Below are 13,641 nucleotides of genomic sequence, written 5' to 3' on the forward strand. Positions count from 1 at the left end.
GGTGCGCGTGCAAGTGGCACAGCGACCGCTGGGCGCCGGAGACCGCCGCGTTCTCCTACGTCGCCTTTCCGATAGCGCGCGGTTGCGCCTGCCGGACACCGAAGCAATAGCCGCGGCACGGCGTGTTGATACTCAGTGCCGGCCTCGCTCGGCCGTTCGGTTCACCCGAGGAGCTTTGCCTTCTGTGCGGCGAACTCCTCGTCGCTGAGAACACCGCTATCTCGTAGGCTGGCGAGCTTTGCAAGCTCGTCAGCCACCGACCCCACCGCAGTCCTTGGTTGTGCCGGTTCGGGTTGGGCCTGTCGATTGAGCGCGTCGAGCACGGGCCGCATCGCCGCGAGGACCTTGTCCTGCGGTGCTTTGATAGCGAACGTGAACACCGTGTTCTTGTCCGCGATGTGGACGTACCTCAGCACCTCGCTCTTCTGAGCAGCAAGCGCGAGCACACCAACGGCAAGTACCCGCGTGGCGGTTACACGCCGGGTGGCCTGGTTGCTGACGTCGATGTCTTCTACGGCCGCCCACGGAATCCGAACCCGCGAGCCGAGTGTCGCCTTGTACTCAAACCCCTCGGCCGTTACACGAAGATCGCCCGTCTCCTTCGTGTTCTTGGCACCCGTCCAATGGCACCCAATCAAAGCCAGATACGGTGGCACGTCAACCCACCAGGCACCCTGATCCTTGAGCGCTCGGCGGTCGTCGGCCTCATCCATTAGGACGTCATAGCCACAGCCCCGCTCTTGAAGATCAGCTCGCAACACCTCAGCGCTGGTGCCCGGCACATCAAACGTGATCGCGACCCCCGGATCGCTCGCCCGGTGCACCGTCACACGGCACGAATCCGAGTCGATGGGCTCGACCTCGAACGGCCACATCTCAAGCCGATCAGTGATCTTCCTGCGACCGAGCTTCAGGGTCCATTTGATCCCTTCGAGCGTGACGGTTCCGGCCTCGCCGACGATCGGCTTCGTGTCCGCGAAGCCGCCCCCATAGTTCGCCACCCGATAGCGCGTCTTAGTGGACATCGCGAACGCCGAGTCTAAACACTCGCGACCCAGACTGCAGACGCACCTCAGCCCCGAGAGTCTCGTAACTCACGCCACGGCCACATGGCATAACAATCTCCCGAACCTTGGTTCCGCAGGGGTGCCCGCCCGGGGCCAGCCGCCCCATCCGGACGCAAAGAGCCGACTCGCGGCCGTAGCATGGCCTGAGCCTGTCACCGCCTCGTGGCTCGACGCGCGACAACCCGTCGGGTAGGTCCGGCGCCGCGAGGCGCCGGACCTACCCGACGGGGCATCACCCGGAGCTGACGCGCCTGGTTTGAGTGGGGCGAGATAGTCTCGGTTTCGGTGTCTGCGATCTATCTTCGCGACGGTGATGAGTTCGTTGTGATGCGCGAGGCGAAATACGACGCTGAGGCGGTTCTTCAGAGTCTGCTTGCCGAGCATCCTGAGATCCTTGCGGGCGGTGAGAGCACGGGAGGCTGGGTGCTCGTGCGAAGGGAGGCTGGCATCCCGGATGCTGGTGATTCGAGCGACCGTTGGTCGCTTGATCATCTGTTTCTGGACGCCGGAGGTGTACCGACGCTTGTGGAGGTCAAACGCAGTTCGGACACGCGGGCGCGACGGGAGGTGGTCGCGCAGATGCTCGACTATGCGGCGAACGCGACCGCGTTCTGGCGGGTTGAGCTGCTGCGATCGTGGTTTGAGGACGAGGCCGCGCGCGCTGGGAGCAGCGCCGCGGAGACGCTGCTGGCGACGCTCGGTGTTGACGACGAGGCCGCGTATTGGGCGACGGTTCAGACCAATCTTGCGGCAGACCGGATCCGGCTGGTGTTCGTTGCAGATGAGATCGCCAGCGAGCTGCGCACGATCATCGAGTTTCTGAACCGGCGGATGACCGAGACCGAGGTGTTCGCGATCGAGGTCAAGCAGTACATCGAGGCGGACGGCTCGCGTCAGACGATCGTTCCGCGTGCTATCGGACAGACCGAGGCGGCACGCGCCACCAAGCGCTCCCGCCGCGCAGCCGCCGTCCCGTTCGATCCGGCCAACGCGCCCGCCGGCTTCCACGAGCTGATCACGTTGATGGACGCGCTCGCCATGGATCTGCACCTGCGGGTAACAGACGTCCCAACCGGCCGCAGGTATCGGCCGGCACCGATGCCGGGCGTCAGAGACGAAAGCGGAATCTCGGTTCTCGGCTCGAGCTACGAGTTCATGACAAACCTCCAGGTATTCCGTGACCTCGGCGCCACGCAACTCGCAGACGATCTACTCGACCGCCTCAGCGCGCTGGCGGGCAACCGGAAACTCGCGAGAAACTGGCCATCGGTTCCCTGCCAGCTGGTCGTCAACGACTGGGAGCGAGCGCGCCGTGAAGCGATCGAGCCATACTTCGTCGCCCGCGCGCAACTCACAGTCAGCTCCCAGAACGAGTCAACTGCCGCGAGCACCCGTGATCGCTTTGAACATCAATGACGGCCTGCCAAGGCGTTCGCTTTGGCAACGTGGTGTTCTCATCGTCCTCATGCACGGCGCGTCAGCACGGAGTCCGGGAGCGCGTCCGGCGTGTTGACCTTGCCGTGCCCTACGAGCACCGCGTCGGGTTACGGTCCCCGCCGGCGGCGGCTACTCAACCGACGGTGTCTCTCCAGCCGGCGTTGACCTTGAATGCTTGGGCGACAAGCTGTGCGTCCTCGGCGCGCGGCGCGTAGTGCAGGTAGCGCATCGTTGTCTGGATGTCGGCGTGCCCCATCCATTCCTGCACCCGGCGTATGTCGGCGGTGGCGATCATCCTTGTTCCGAAGGTGTGGCGAAGGTCATGGAAGCGCAACGGCCTCAGCCCAGCGACGCCAAGAGCCGTCTTGTAGCGGCGGCGCAGCGCGGAGCCGTCGAGGTGCCCGCCGGTCTCGCCCGCAAACACCAGATCGTCATCACTGACCCAGTGCTCCCGCTTGCCGAGCTGCGCCAGCGCTGAAGCGACATCCGGGGCCATCGGAACGGCACGGACCTTCCCGGACTTTGGTGTGGTCAGCGCACCACGGGCGTAACTGGCGTGCACGCGGATCGCGGACCCGGTGAAGTCCACGTCCCGCCAGCACAACGCGATCAGCTCCCCCATCCGCAGCCCCGTGAACGCCGCCGTGAGGTAGAGCGCCGCGTCCTGCTCACTCGCCGAGGCTCTGACCAACGCCCAGATCTCCTCGGGTGAGAACACCTGGATCTCCGCGCCCCGCGTCAACGGCGGCTTCTCCACCTCAGCTGCAGCGTTAGAGTCAAGCCCCCACACCTTACGAGCACGCCTCAATACCCCGTGGAGCACAACCAAGTACTTGCGCCTCGAACTCGCCGCCCCACCAAGCGACCCGAGCCACCGCTCGATCACCCCGGTCGTGACCGCCTCAACCGCCAACCCGCCAAACGCCGGCACCAGCTGCCCTGAGACGATCCAACGGTACCCAGCCAGCGTTGAGGGCTTGCGCTGGCGATCAACCTCGACGTAGCGCAACCATTCAGCAGCCGCCTGCTCGAACATCACGCCCGTCCGCGTCTGGGCTTGAAGCTCACCGCGTGCCGCCTCGTGCAGAACCTCACGCAACCACTCCTCCGCCAGACGCTTGGTGTAGAAGCCGTCAAACGGACGCCCACGCTGGGTCCAGGCAGGGCCGATCTTCTTCTGCACCTGCGTGCCGTCTGGCATCCGGTACTTCGCATACCAGACCGGCCCGCGGGCGCGCTCTACCCGGAAGACATGTCCCGAAACCGGCTTGCCCGCGGCCACCATGTCGCAAATCTTACGACTTCCTTGGGACATATTCGGGACATATTCGCCCGAGCCGTCCTTGTCACAAACTACGAAAGTGCTCGTTTACAGGCTTTTTGTCAAGCCCGCTGTCGGACTCGAACCGACAACCGCCTCATTACAAGTGAGGTGCGCTACCAATTGCGCCAAGCGGGCTGGAGCGCTCAGTTTGGCACGGGCGGCGTCAGTGCCACAGTCGCGGCCCGCAGGCCGCGACGCCGCGGCCGCCAGACGCGCAGATACTGCGCAAGCAGATAGGAGCCGAGCGCGGTCGCCACCGCCCCCGCCTGCGCGGCAACCGTCTGGACGTTGGCGGACAGCGAGAACCACTGCCCCAGCCAACCCGGCCAGTGGCCGGTCGTCGTGCCGCCGATCCAGCCCGCCAGCTGCATCTCCTGCACCTCCTCACCGACCATCACGAACAGCACCACCCGGAGCAGCGCCAGCCAGACCTAGAAGCGCACTCTCTGGGTCCGCCGCCGGTACGCCGCGGAACGCGCTCTGTCTGTCTGCACGGGCTGGGCGGATGGGGAACCTGTGGCGCTACCTAGTCCGACTGCGTCAGTCGGAATGAGTGCCGGCAGAACGTAGCACGACTTAGGGTGCCCTAATAGAGTGCACACGCCCACCCCAGCTCCGATGCACTACGGTCGCACTGATGAGGCCCTCACGCGAAACAGCCCCGGCGCTAGCCGATCCCGGCGCGCCGACACAACGTTTCGATCTGCAGTCACACTCGACCTACTCCGACGGCGAGCTTGCCCCGGCACAGGTGGTCGGCCTAGCCGCGAGCGCGGGGATCGGGCTACTGGCGCTCACCGACCACGACACCGTCGCCGGCCTGGCCCAGGCGGCAGCCGCCGCAGGTGACCACGGCCTTGAGCTGCTGACCGGCGTAGAGATCTCCGTGCTCGACACGGCCGGCCCCGATCTGCACGTCTGCGGTTACGGCATCGACCCGGAGCACGCGCAGCTGCTGGCGCAACTCGCGCGCTCGCGGGAGGATCGAACACGGCGGACCGAACGCATGTGTGAAGCCGTCGAGCGATCCGGCTGGCGGCTTGACCGCAGCGGCATCGACGCTCGACGCGCCACCGGCGCGAGCGTCGGACGCCCGCACCTTGCGCAGGCGGTCTTCAGCGATCCGGCCAACTCGGCCCGCCTGGCCCGCGAAGGGCTGCGCAGCGCGACGGACTTTCTGGTCGCCTACCTGGTGGAAGGAAAACCCGCATACGTGCCACGCGCCGCGCCGTCCGTGGCCGAGGCGATAGATGTACTACACGCCGCCGGCGGTCTCGCCGTCTGGGCACATCCGTTCTGGGACCTCGCAACCGCAGACCAGGTCAGCTCGACCCTGAGACGCTTCGCCGGGCTTGGCCTCGACGGCGTCGAGGCCTTTTATCTCACCCACAGCCGTGTGCAGACCGAGCTGCTGGTACGTGAAGCCGCGTCGCTCGGTCTGCTCACCACCGGTTCATCTGACTTCCACGGGCCCCACCACCCGCTGTTTCACCGCTTCGGCGCGTTCCCGACCTACGGCCTGCGGCCCGATCTCGGAGCCCTCTGGGCTCAGAGCTAGGCCGCCACAGCACGTTCGCTGAGGTGGTTTCCGATCTTGCGCTTGACGCGCTGTAGAGCGTTGTCAACCGTCTTGCACTCACAACCGAGCCGCTTGCCGATCTCCTCGTATGAGCGCCCATCCAAGTACAGCGACAGGACGCGCGATTCGAGCTCCGATAGGGCGGTGGAGATGCAGCCCACGAGCGCGCGCAGTTCCTCGGAGCTGATCACCTGGTTGACCGGGTCATGCACCGGGGACCCGGCGATCATCTCATCGAGCGTAGGCTCGCTGTCGGCGCCCGTGCTCACCGGCGTGCTTGAGAAGGAGATGTACTGGTTGAGCGGTGCATGCTTATTGCGCGTCGCCGTCTTGACGGCGGTGATGATCTGACGAGTGATGCAGAGCTCAGCGAAGCTGCGGAAGCTCGACTCACGGTCGCTGCGGTAGTCACGAATCGCCTTGTAGAGGCCGACGAGCCCCTCCTGGATCAGATCCTCGGAGTCTCCGCCGACCAGAAAGTAGGACGACGCCTTGAGCCTCACGAAGCGGTAGTACCGGCGCACCAGCCGGTCATAGGCGTCGTCGCTTCCGGCCTTCGCGAGCGCTATGAGATAACTATCCTCAACCTGTAGCTGAGGCTTGGGGTTTGCTGAGATTCGAGCCACGGCGGTGCGTTCCTTTGGATGCGCCAGAGAAACCCAAGACGGGCCTCGGCGGTTGGAATTGCGTGGCGCGTCACCTCCCCTGGCGCCGCTACCTATCAGATTGTCCAGCCGGATGATGAGCTCTCCCAAGACATCATCCCCTCTTCATATCTAAAGCTTGAGTTGACACTCATGCTTTCGCTCAGGTTCGCATAACGTTGCTCGCCTGTCAAGGGCACGGGTCAAGTTGACGCTGGCGGGCGGCTCGGCGAGGAGTCAGACGCCTGCCGCGCAAGCCGCGTAGAGCAGCACCGCGGCGGCGGCACCGACGCTCAGCGAGTCGATGCGTCCGCGCAGCGGCAGCGAGATCAGCGCGTCACAGCTGGCCGCCACACGTGGTCGCAGCCCACGGCCCTCCGATCCCATGACGAGCACGATCGGCCCGCTTAGGTCGACGGCTCGATAGTCGAGGCCTGCCTCGCCGGCCGCACCGTAGCACCAGAAGCCGGCGTTCTTGGCCGCGAGCAGAAAGTCTGTGAGGTTGCGCACCTGCGCCACCGCAAGATGTTCAACCGCCCCCGCCGACGCCTTGCAGACAGCGGCTGTCACCTCGACGGAGCGGCGCTCGGGCAAGACCACGCCGAGCGCCCCGGCGCACTCGGCAGAGCGGCAGATGGAGCCGAGGTTCTGGGGGTCTTGGACCTGATCCAGGGCCACGACGACACCCGGACCGGCGCTGAGCAGCTCCTCTGCGGCTGCGTAGCGATATGCCGATACCTCGGCGCAAACGCCCTGGTGGCCCTCTGAGCCCGCCCTCAGCGTGATCTCCTGGGTGGTCTGCGTGATGACCGGCACACCGGCCCGCTCGATCCACGGCTCCCGAGCCGCGCTGGCGGTGGCCCAGATCGTGACAACGCTGCGCGGGCCGCGCAGCGCCTCATGTACAGGATTGCGCCCGTAGACGATCATCACAGCGAAACGAGCGACGACCCGTCCGGCCCGTCACGGATCTCCCAGCCCAGCTCACCGAGCTCGTCACGCAGGCGGTCTGCGAGCGCCCAGTCACGTTCAGCGCGGGCGTGATCACGTTGATCAAGCAATTGCAGCGCGCGCGGCGGTGGTGCTGGCTGCGCGCCACCATCGAGCAGATTCCCGAGGCCGAGCACGCCCAGCATCTCGCGCAGGTCGCTGTCACCCACGGGGTCCTCTGAGCGGTTCGCGAGCCTCACCCACTCAAACACGCTGGCCAGCGCCCGAGCTGTGTTGAAGTCCTCCGCCAGAGCATCAAAGAACTCCTTGTGAAGCGGCCCTGACCACGCCGGTGAGTTCCCGGCCTGCAGCCGTCGCGCCAACTCCCGGATACGCTTCACGCTCGTGCGGGCGGCCACCAGGCTCTGGTGGTCGAACTCGATCGGCTGGCGGTAGTGCCCGGAGCAGAAGTAGACCAGCAGCGCGTCACGGCCGTAGGTGTCGAGCGCCTGGTGCAGCAGAAACGTGTTACCGACCGACTTTGACATTTTCTCGCTGTCGAGGCGGACCATGCCGTTGTGCATCCAGAGCCGCGTGAGCGGCTGGCCGCGAGCAGCACGTGTCTGCGCGGCCTCGTTCTCGTGATGGGGAAAGACGAGGTCGGAACCGCCACCGTGGACCTCGAATCCGGCACCCAGCAGCCGCTCGGCCATGGCTGAGCATTCGATGTGCCAACCCGGCCGACCGCTCCCCCACGGGGACTCCCAGTGTGTGTCCTCGCCAGCTTTGCGCGCCTTCCAGAGCGCGAAGTCGACAGGATCGCGCTTGCGCGACGCAGCGTCACCGCTCTCGCCCTGATCCAGATCCTCCAGGCGTCGGTGAGAGAGCTCGCCGTATGCCGCATAGCTCGATACATAGAAGTACACATCACCATCAACCGCGTAGGCATGGCCTGATTCGATCAGCGTCGAGATCAGATCGATCATGTCCTCAACCGCCTCACTGGCCAGCGGCTCGTGGTCCGGCCGACCCAGGTCGAGCCTGTCGGTGTCCGCCACGTAGCGTGCGGTCATGGTCCGCGCCAGCTCCTGCGACGCCGTCCCCGCGGCCGCAGCGGCGGCGTAGATCTTGTCGTTGACGTCGGTTACGTTGGAGACCAAGGTGACCTCGTAGCCCTCGTGCACCAGAAAGCGCTTGAGCAGCGAGAAGACCACGAAAGGCCGTGCGTTGCCGACGTGTATTGGCCCATACACGGTCGGGCCACAGAAGTAGATGCCGACCTTGCCCGGCGTCCTGGTCTCGAGCGGTCTGACCGTCCCGCTCAGCGTGTCATGCAATCTAACCTCGCGCATAGGCCAGAAGTTAGACGCTGGAAGTTTGACTGTCCGGCCGGGACACGGTCGCGATCGCCAGTGCGGCGGCACCTTCGAGTCTGCCGATGAAGCCCATGCCCTCGCCTCGCGTCGCCTTCACGTTGAGCTGGTGCGCACCCACGTTGAGCGCTCCGCGCAGGCGTTCATGGATCGCGGCCTTGAACGGAGCCAGTTTCGGCTGCTCGATCACGACGGTCGCGTCGACGTGCTCGATCGTGCAGCCGCGCTCGGTCAACAGGCTGACCGTCGCGACCAGCAGCGCGATCGAATCAGCATCCCGGAAGCGCTCGTCGGTGTCGGGAAAGTGCTCCCCAATGTCGCCAAGCGCCGCCGCGCCTAGCAGCGCATCGATGATCGCGTGCGTAAGCACATCCGCGTCGGAGTGGCCGAGCAGTCCGGTCGAGTGCGGGATCCGAACACCCCCAATCACCAGTGGCCGTCCCGCGACGAGACGATGGCAGTCATACCCCATACCGGTCGCCACGCTCACTGCGCCACTCCACGCTCACTGAGCAGTAGCTCTGCCAGGCGCAGATCGAGTGCCGTGGTGACCTTGAAGTTCTCTGCATGCACCGGCAGCACCACGACTGTGCCGCCGAGCCGCTCAACCAGCCAAGCGTCATCGGTTGCGGCTGTGATCAGCTCAACCGGAGCCTGCAGGGCCACGTCCAGCGTCCGGCGTCGGAACACCTGGGGCGTCTGTGCGGCCCACAACAACGAGCGGTCAAGCGTGCGCTCGACCGCTCGACCGGAGCCGCTGACCTGCTTGATCGTGTCGCCGACAGCCACCGCCGCGACGATCGCGTCGGAGCCTGTGCGGGCGAGCTCGCTAACCGCCAGCGCAAACAGTTCGGGCGTTGCCAGCGGCCGCGCCGCATCGTGCACGACCACAACCTCGGCATCAGACCTCGCAGCCGCCAGCGCTGCCCGCACCGACTCTGAGCGGGTGCTGCCGCCGGCCACGGCAAGCACGCCCTCAGGCGCCGCATCGAGCCTGTCCGCGGGTAGAGCGACCACGATCTCATCCACGCACGAGACCTGCTGCAGCGCAACCACACTCCACTCCAGCATGGGACGGCCAGCGAGCTGGACCAGCGCCTTCGGCCCGCCATATCCGAGCCGCTCGCCGCGTCCAGCGCCCACCACCAGCGCGAGCGCGCGAGCCTCACCGCTCACCGAACGGCCCCAATCACTCGTCGTCGGGCACAGCGACGTCCGTTGCGGCGTTTGCGACGCCGGTCAGAATGACGTCCGCAAGGTGGGCCTCGACCTGGACCTCGTCCATGTCAAGCGCGTACATGAGCTCCGACGCGAGCACCTGCCGGGCACGCATGTACATCTGCTTCTCGCCCGTTGAAAGTCCCTTCTGATGCTCCCTGATCGCCAGGTTGCGGACCACCTCGGCAAGCTCACAGACATCGCCGGTTTTGATCTTGTCGCGATTGTGCTTGACTCGCCGGCTCCAGGTGCCTGGCATCGCGGAGCCAGGTTCGGTCAGGATCTCCAGTACCCGTGCCAGTGTCTCCTCGCTGACGACCCGCCGCAGGCCGGCCAGGTGCGCGTTAGCGGTCGGCACCATCACCGTCATCTCGTTGTGCAGGATGCGGATCGTGAGGTACTCCCGCTCCTCCCCCAGGATCTGCTTGAGCTCCTTCTTGATGACGGTACCCGCACCGTGGTGCGGGTAGACGACGCAGTCGCCAACCGCAAACTCGATCTGCGTCAGCGACTCGATCTCTACCGTCTCGTAGTCGGATTCGCCCAGCCCATCGTGAACCGTGTCGGTAATGGTGTCCTCCTTGGCTCGTGCAGCGCTATCAGTTCGTGCCACAGAGCGTCGTCACGTCTGCAGATAGCGGTCGACGAGGTTGATCTCCTGCAACCGGCGAAGTCCCTCGCGAATGTCCTTGGCCCGAATCTCGCCCACACCATCCACGGTCTCCAGGTCACCATCGGTGGCGGCCAGAAGCTCTTCGAGTCCACCGAAGGATTCGACGATACGCCTCACCACCAGCTTGGGCAGCCTTGGGATGCGCCCGAGAATTCTTATTCCGCGTGGCGATATGGCGTAGTCCAGGGTGTTGAGCTTACGGTCGTAGCCGAGCAACTCCGCCAGCCTGCCAAAGTCGAGCAGATCCTGATGCGGCAGATGCGCCAATTGGTCGAATGCGAGCGTGAAGGTCTCCTCGTCGTCATCCAACAGGTAGTCATGCACCAGCGCCGCCTTCTCGGCGCCCACGCCGACCATCGTCTCGTCAAGCTGCATCTCGATCAACCGGCCCTCGGTGCCAAGCTCGACGATGTAGCGCTCGATCTCCACAGCCATGCGCATCACCAGCTCCGCGCGTTGCAGCACGGTCAGCACATCGTGGAGCGTGGCGCCGCCCTCAAACTCGAGCGCGGTCAGACGGGTGGAGACCTGGTCGAGGCGGCTGCGGTACTTGTCGAGCGTCGCCAACCCCTGGTTGGCTTTGGCCAGCACCACCGGGATGTCCGCAAGGATGTACTTGACGCCGTCCACGAACAGGGACACGACCTTGCGGCGCTCGGAGATCGCGACAACAATCGCGTCGGTCTGCTTTGAGACGCGCTCGGCCGTGCGGTGGCGCGTGCCGGTCTCGAGCGTATGGATGGTTGGGTCCGGTGTCAGCTGGATGTTCGCATGTGCGATCTTGGTTGCGTTTGAGCTGAGCACGATCGCGCCGTCCATCTTCGCCAGCTCGTAAAGCAACGCGGGTGTGTAGTCAAGATCCAGCTTGACCCCGCCAGAGAACAGGAAGGCGAGATCCTCGGCGTCCCCAACCACGATCAGCCCCCCCGTCTGTGCGTGCAGGATGTTATCCAGCCCCTCCCGCAAAGCTGTTCCGGGCGCGACCATTTCAAGCGCCCGCACCATCCGGGACTCCTGTCGCGAATCGAGCCCCTCTCTGGGCTCTTCCCCGGAACGTGAGGCCATGAGGAGGATTTTACGGACTGGTGCGGTAATCATGAAACCGGAGGCCGCGAAGGTTGCCGGCGCTGCGGCGCGGGCAGCTATCTAAGCTGCATGAGCGGGGGCACAGACTGTAGGGAGTACTGATGCTCACCGTCCCGAGATCGACATACCGCCACGGCAACACAGGCCGCCGCAGGCCCGGAAGGCTGGGCGTCGGTTGATCGGCAGCCTCGCCCAATCCGCAGCGGCGCACAACGAGCTACAGCCAACGTCTGCCGGCTGGGGCCGGCCGGCAACCCTGGAGGCGGAGCTCATCGTTTATGGGTGCGAGCAGGACGAGGCCGCGCTCTTCCGGCAGATGGCACCGAGGTTCGGCGTCCAAGTGGCCGTCACCGCTGCCTCCCTGACCGAGCGCACAGCCGCGCTTGCCCTGGGCAAGCGCTGCGCGAGCATCGGCCACAAGACTCCCGTGGGCGAGCGCACCCTGGTCGCCCTGCGCCAGGCGGGTGTTATGTATCTGTCGACCAGGAGCGTCGGCACCAATCACGTCGACATGCGCTGCGCGACGCGTCTGGGCATCCGCGTCGAAACCGTGCCCTACTCGCCCGACAGCGTGGCCGACTACACGCTTATGCTGATGCTGATGGCGCTGCGCCACGCCAGATCGGTGGTCACTCGTGCAACGGTCCACGATTACCGGCTGAGCCCCGCACGTGGACGCGAGCTGCGTGACATGACGGTGGGAGTGGTCGGCACAGGCCGGATCGGCCGCGCCGTTCTGCGACGGCTGAGCGGCTTTGGCTGCCGCACGCTCGCCCACGACAGCGTGCCCACAGCCGACCTGAGCCACGTGCCGCTGGATGCGTTGCTCGCATGCAGCGACATCGTCACGCTCCACACTCCGCTCACCAACACCACGCGCCATCTGCTCAACCGACGCACGATCGAGCTGATGAAGCCCGGGGCACTGATCGTCAACACAGCCCGCGGCGGGTTGATCGATAACGAGGCACTGGTACCAGCGTTGGAGAGTGGCCGGCTGGGCGGCGCCGCACTCGATGTGGTCGAGGGCGAGCAGGGGATCTTCTACGCCGACCGGCGGGATCAGCCGATCGAAGACGCGCTCTGGCTGCGGTTACACGCGCTGCCCAACGTACTGGTCAGCCCACACACCGCCTACCACACCGACCATGCGCTGCTCGACACCGTAGTCAACAGCATGCGCAACTGCCTGAACTTCGAACGCGAGCTGCGTCGTGCCTAGGTTGAGGCTCGGCGTCATCTTCGGAGGGGCTGGCGAAGAGCACCCGATCTCAGTCAAGTCGGCGCGCGAAGTGGCCCAACACTTGGACCCAGCAAAGTACGAGCCATTCTGGATTGGGATCACCCAGGGCGGCGCCTGGAGACTCTGTGACGGACCCGCGGATGGATGGGATCACGGGAGCCAAAGGCCCGCGCTCCCTGCCGTTGACCCGAGCATGCACGGTCTGCTCGTGCTTGACGGCGAGCGCTACAGAACCGTCCGGCTGGATGTGGTGCTCCCGGTGCTGCACGGCAGGCTTGGCGAGGACGGCGCCATGCAGGGGTTGCTCGAGCTCTCCGGCATCCCCTACGTCGGCTGTGACGTACAGAGCTCCGCGCTGTGCATGGACAAGACGCTGACCTACACCGTAGTCAAGGCGGCCGGAATCGCCACTCCGCGCTTTTGGACGATCCAGCCCGACACACCCTTAGATCCCGAGCAGTTCAACTATCCGGTGTTTGTCAAGCCGGCACGTTCGGGATCCTCATTCGGGGTGAGCAAGGTAGCCACAAGCGAGGAGCTCCCTGTGGCAATCCAGGCAGCAAGCGAGTACGACAGCAAGGTGCTGATCGAGGAGGCGGTAAGCGGCAGCGAGGTCGGGTGCGCGATCCTCGGAAGCGGCCCGGATCTGCTGGCCGGAGAGGTCGACCGCATCTCGCTGTCGCACGGGTTCTTCCGCATCCACCAGGAGCACCGACCCGAGACCTACGGCTCGGACAACGCCACGTTCATCGTCCCGGCTGACATCTCAGAAGAGGCGCGCGCGCTCGTGCAGGAAACGGCCAGAGCCGTCTACAGCGCGCTCGGCTGCTCGGGGCTGGCACGCGTCGATATGTTTCTGACAGCGGACGAGAAGGTCATCCTCAACGAGGTCAACACGCTGCCGGGCCTCACCTCCTACAGCCGCTACCCGCGGATGATGGCCGCCGCCGGCCTGCCCCTCGGTGAGGTGCTAGACCGCCTGGTGGCGCTGGCGTTGGCGGGCAGCAGCGGATGAGCGGCGCCGGCGCCACGGTCGCCAGACGCAAGTCGGCCAGCGATGCGGGCCA

14 protein-coding genes and 1 tRNA gene are annotated in these 13,641 nt (G+C 65.6%); 4 read left to right on the forward strand and 11 right to left on the reverse strand.

Going from position 1 to position 13,641, the window contains the following annotated elements; translation table 11 throughout:
- Positions 1 to 161: 161 nt before the first annotated feature.
- On the reverse strand, positions 162 to 1,025 hold the full coding sequence (locus tag M3M54_RS07965; RefSeq protein ID WP_249021626.1) for an SHOCT domain-containing protein: 864 nt from the start codon (positions 1,023 to 1,025) through the stop codon (positions 162 to 164).
- Positions 1,026 to 1,352: 327 nt separating this feature from the next.
- Between M3M54_RS07965 and M3M54_RS07970 the strand changes: the two genes are divergently transcribed.
- Positions 1,353 to 2,483, forward strand: coding sequence for a hypothetical protein (locus tag M3M54_RS07970; protein WP_249021627.1), 1,131 nt, complete (start codon positions 1,353 to 1,355; stop codon positions 2,481 to 2,483).
- Positions 2,484 to 2,637: 154 nt separating this feature from the next.
- On the opposite strand, the gene M3M54_RS07975 is transcribed toward M3M54_RS07970, so the two are convergent.
- From M3M54_RS07975 to M3M54_RS07985, 3 genes are all read right to left on the reverse strand, one after another.
- Entirely contained in the window at positions 2,638 to 3,789 is a 1,152-nt protein-coding gene (locus M3M54_RS07975; protein WP_249021628.1) for a site-specific integrase, read from the reverse strand.
- A gap of 101 nt (positions 3,790 to 3,890) precedes the next feature.
- A tRNA-Thr gene (locus M3M54_RS07980) sits at positions 3,891 to 3,963 on the reverse strand.
- A gap of 8 nt (positions 3,964 to 3,971) precedes the next feature.
- Positions 3,972 to 4,235: a hypothetical protein gene (locus tag M3M54_RS07985; protein WP_249021629.1), complete on the reverse strand. Its 264-nt coding sequence runs from the start codon at positions 4,233 to 4,235 to the stop codon at positions 3,972 to 3,974.
- A 230-nt stretch (positions 4,236 to 4,465) separates the two neighbouring features.
- Here M3M54_RS07985 and M3M54_RS07990 point away from each other — a divergent pair, with 230 nt between their 5' ends.
- Positions 4,466 to 5,386 carry a PHP domain-containing protein gene (locus M3M54_RS07990; protein WP_249021630.1) on the forward strand — a complete coding sequence of 307 codons (921 nt, stop codon included), beginning with the start codon at positions 4,466 to 4,468 and terminating at the stop codon, positions 5,384 to 5,386.
- Here the strand turns inward: M3M54_RS07990 and sigH are convergent.
- The 7 genes from sigH to disA form a co-directional block, all read right to left on the reverse strand.
- Positions 5,383 to 6,033: an RNA polymerase sporulation sigma factor SigH gene (sigH, locus tag M3M54_RS07995; RefSeq protein ID WP_249021631.1), complete on the reverse strand. Its 651-nt coding sequence runs from the start codon at positions 6,031 to 6,033 to the stop codon at positions 5,383 to 5,385. The genes M3M54_RS07990 and sigH overlap by 4 nt on opposite strands.
- A 255-nt stretch (positions 6,034 to 6,288) precedes the next feature.
- Positions 6,289 to 6,981, reverse strand: coding sequence for a 23S rRNA (guanosine(2251)-2'-O)-methyltransferase RlmB (gene rlmB, locus M3M54_RS08000; RefSeq protein ID WP_249021632.1), 693 nt, complete (start codon positions 6,979 to 6,981; stop codon positions 6,289 to 6,291).
- Positions 6,981 to 8,333, reverse strand: a complete 1,353-nt coding sequence (cysS, locus tag M3M54_RS08005) for a cysteine--tRNA ligase (protein WP_249021633.1) — start codon at positions 8,331 to 8,333, stop codon at positions 6,981 to 6,983. Before cysS ends, rlmB begins: the two co-directional genes overlap by 1 nt.
- 10 nt (positions 8,334 to 8,343) lie before the next feature.
- Complete coding sequence (gene ispF / locus M3M54_RS08010) at positions 8,344 to 8,844, reverse strand: 2-C-methyl-D-erythritol 2,4-cyclodiphosphate synthase (protein WP_249021634.1); 501 nt, start codon at positions 8,842 to 8,844, stop codon at positions 8,344 to 8,346.
- Positions 8,841 to 9,530 (reverse strand): 2-C-methyl-D-erythritol 4-phosphate cytidylyltransferase, encoded by a 690-nt coding sequence (ispD, locus tag M3M54_RS08015; RefSeq protein WP_249021635.1) that lies wholly within the window; start codon positions 9,528 to 9,530, stop codon positions 8,841 to 8,843. The genes ispF and ispD overlap by 4 nt, the downstream gene beginning before the upstream one ends.
- Before the next feature lie 13 nt (positions 9,531 to 9,543).
- Positions 9,544 to 10,185: a CarD family transcriptional regulator gene (locus M3M54_RS08020; RefSeq protein WP_249021636.1), complete on the reverse strand. Its 642-nt coding sequence runs from the start codon at positions 10,183 to 10,185 to the stop codon at positions 9,544 to 9,546.
- Positions 10,186 to 10,194: 9 nt separating this feature from the next.
- Positions 10,195 to 11,310 (reverse strand): DNA integrity scanning diadenylate cyclase DisA, encoded by a 1,116-nt coding sequence (disA, locus tag M3M54_RS08025; RefSeq protein WP_249021637.1) that lies wholly within the window; start codon positions 11,308 to 11,310, stop codon positions 10,195 to 10,197.
- A 277-nt stretch (positions 11,311 to 11,587) separates the two neighbouring features.
- On the opposite strand from disA, the gene M3M54_RS08030 reads away from it, so the two are divergent.
- Both M3M54_RS08030 and vanA read left to right on the forward strand, forming a co-directional pair.
- Positions 11,588 to 12,553 carry an NAD(P)-dependent oxidoreductase gene (locus tag M3M54_RS08030; protein WP_249021759.1) on the forward strand — a complete coding sequence of 322 codons (966 nt, stop codon included), beginning with the start codon at positions 11,588 to 11,590 and terminating at the stop codon, positions 12,551 to 12,553.
- Positions 12,546 to 13,589, forward strand: a complete 1,044-nt coding sequence (vanA, locus tag M3M54_RS08035) for a D-alanine--(R)-lactate ligase (RefSeq protein WP_249021638.1) — start codon at positions 12,546 to 12,548, stop codon at positions 13,587 to 13,589. The genes M3M54_RS08030 and vanA overlap by 8 nt, the downstream gene beginning before the upstream one ends.
- The last annotated feature ends 52 nt before the right edge of the window (positions 13,590 to 13,641 follow it).

Origin of the sequence: Conexibacter sp. S30A1 (genome assembly GCF_023330665.1) — a bacterium.
In the GTDB taxonomy this organism is placed as follows: Bacteria; Actinomycetota; Thermoleophilia; order Solirubrobacterales; family Solirubrobacteraceae; genus Palsa-465.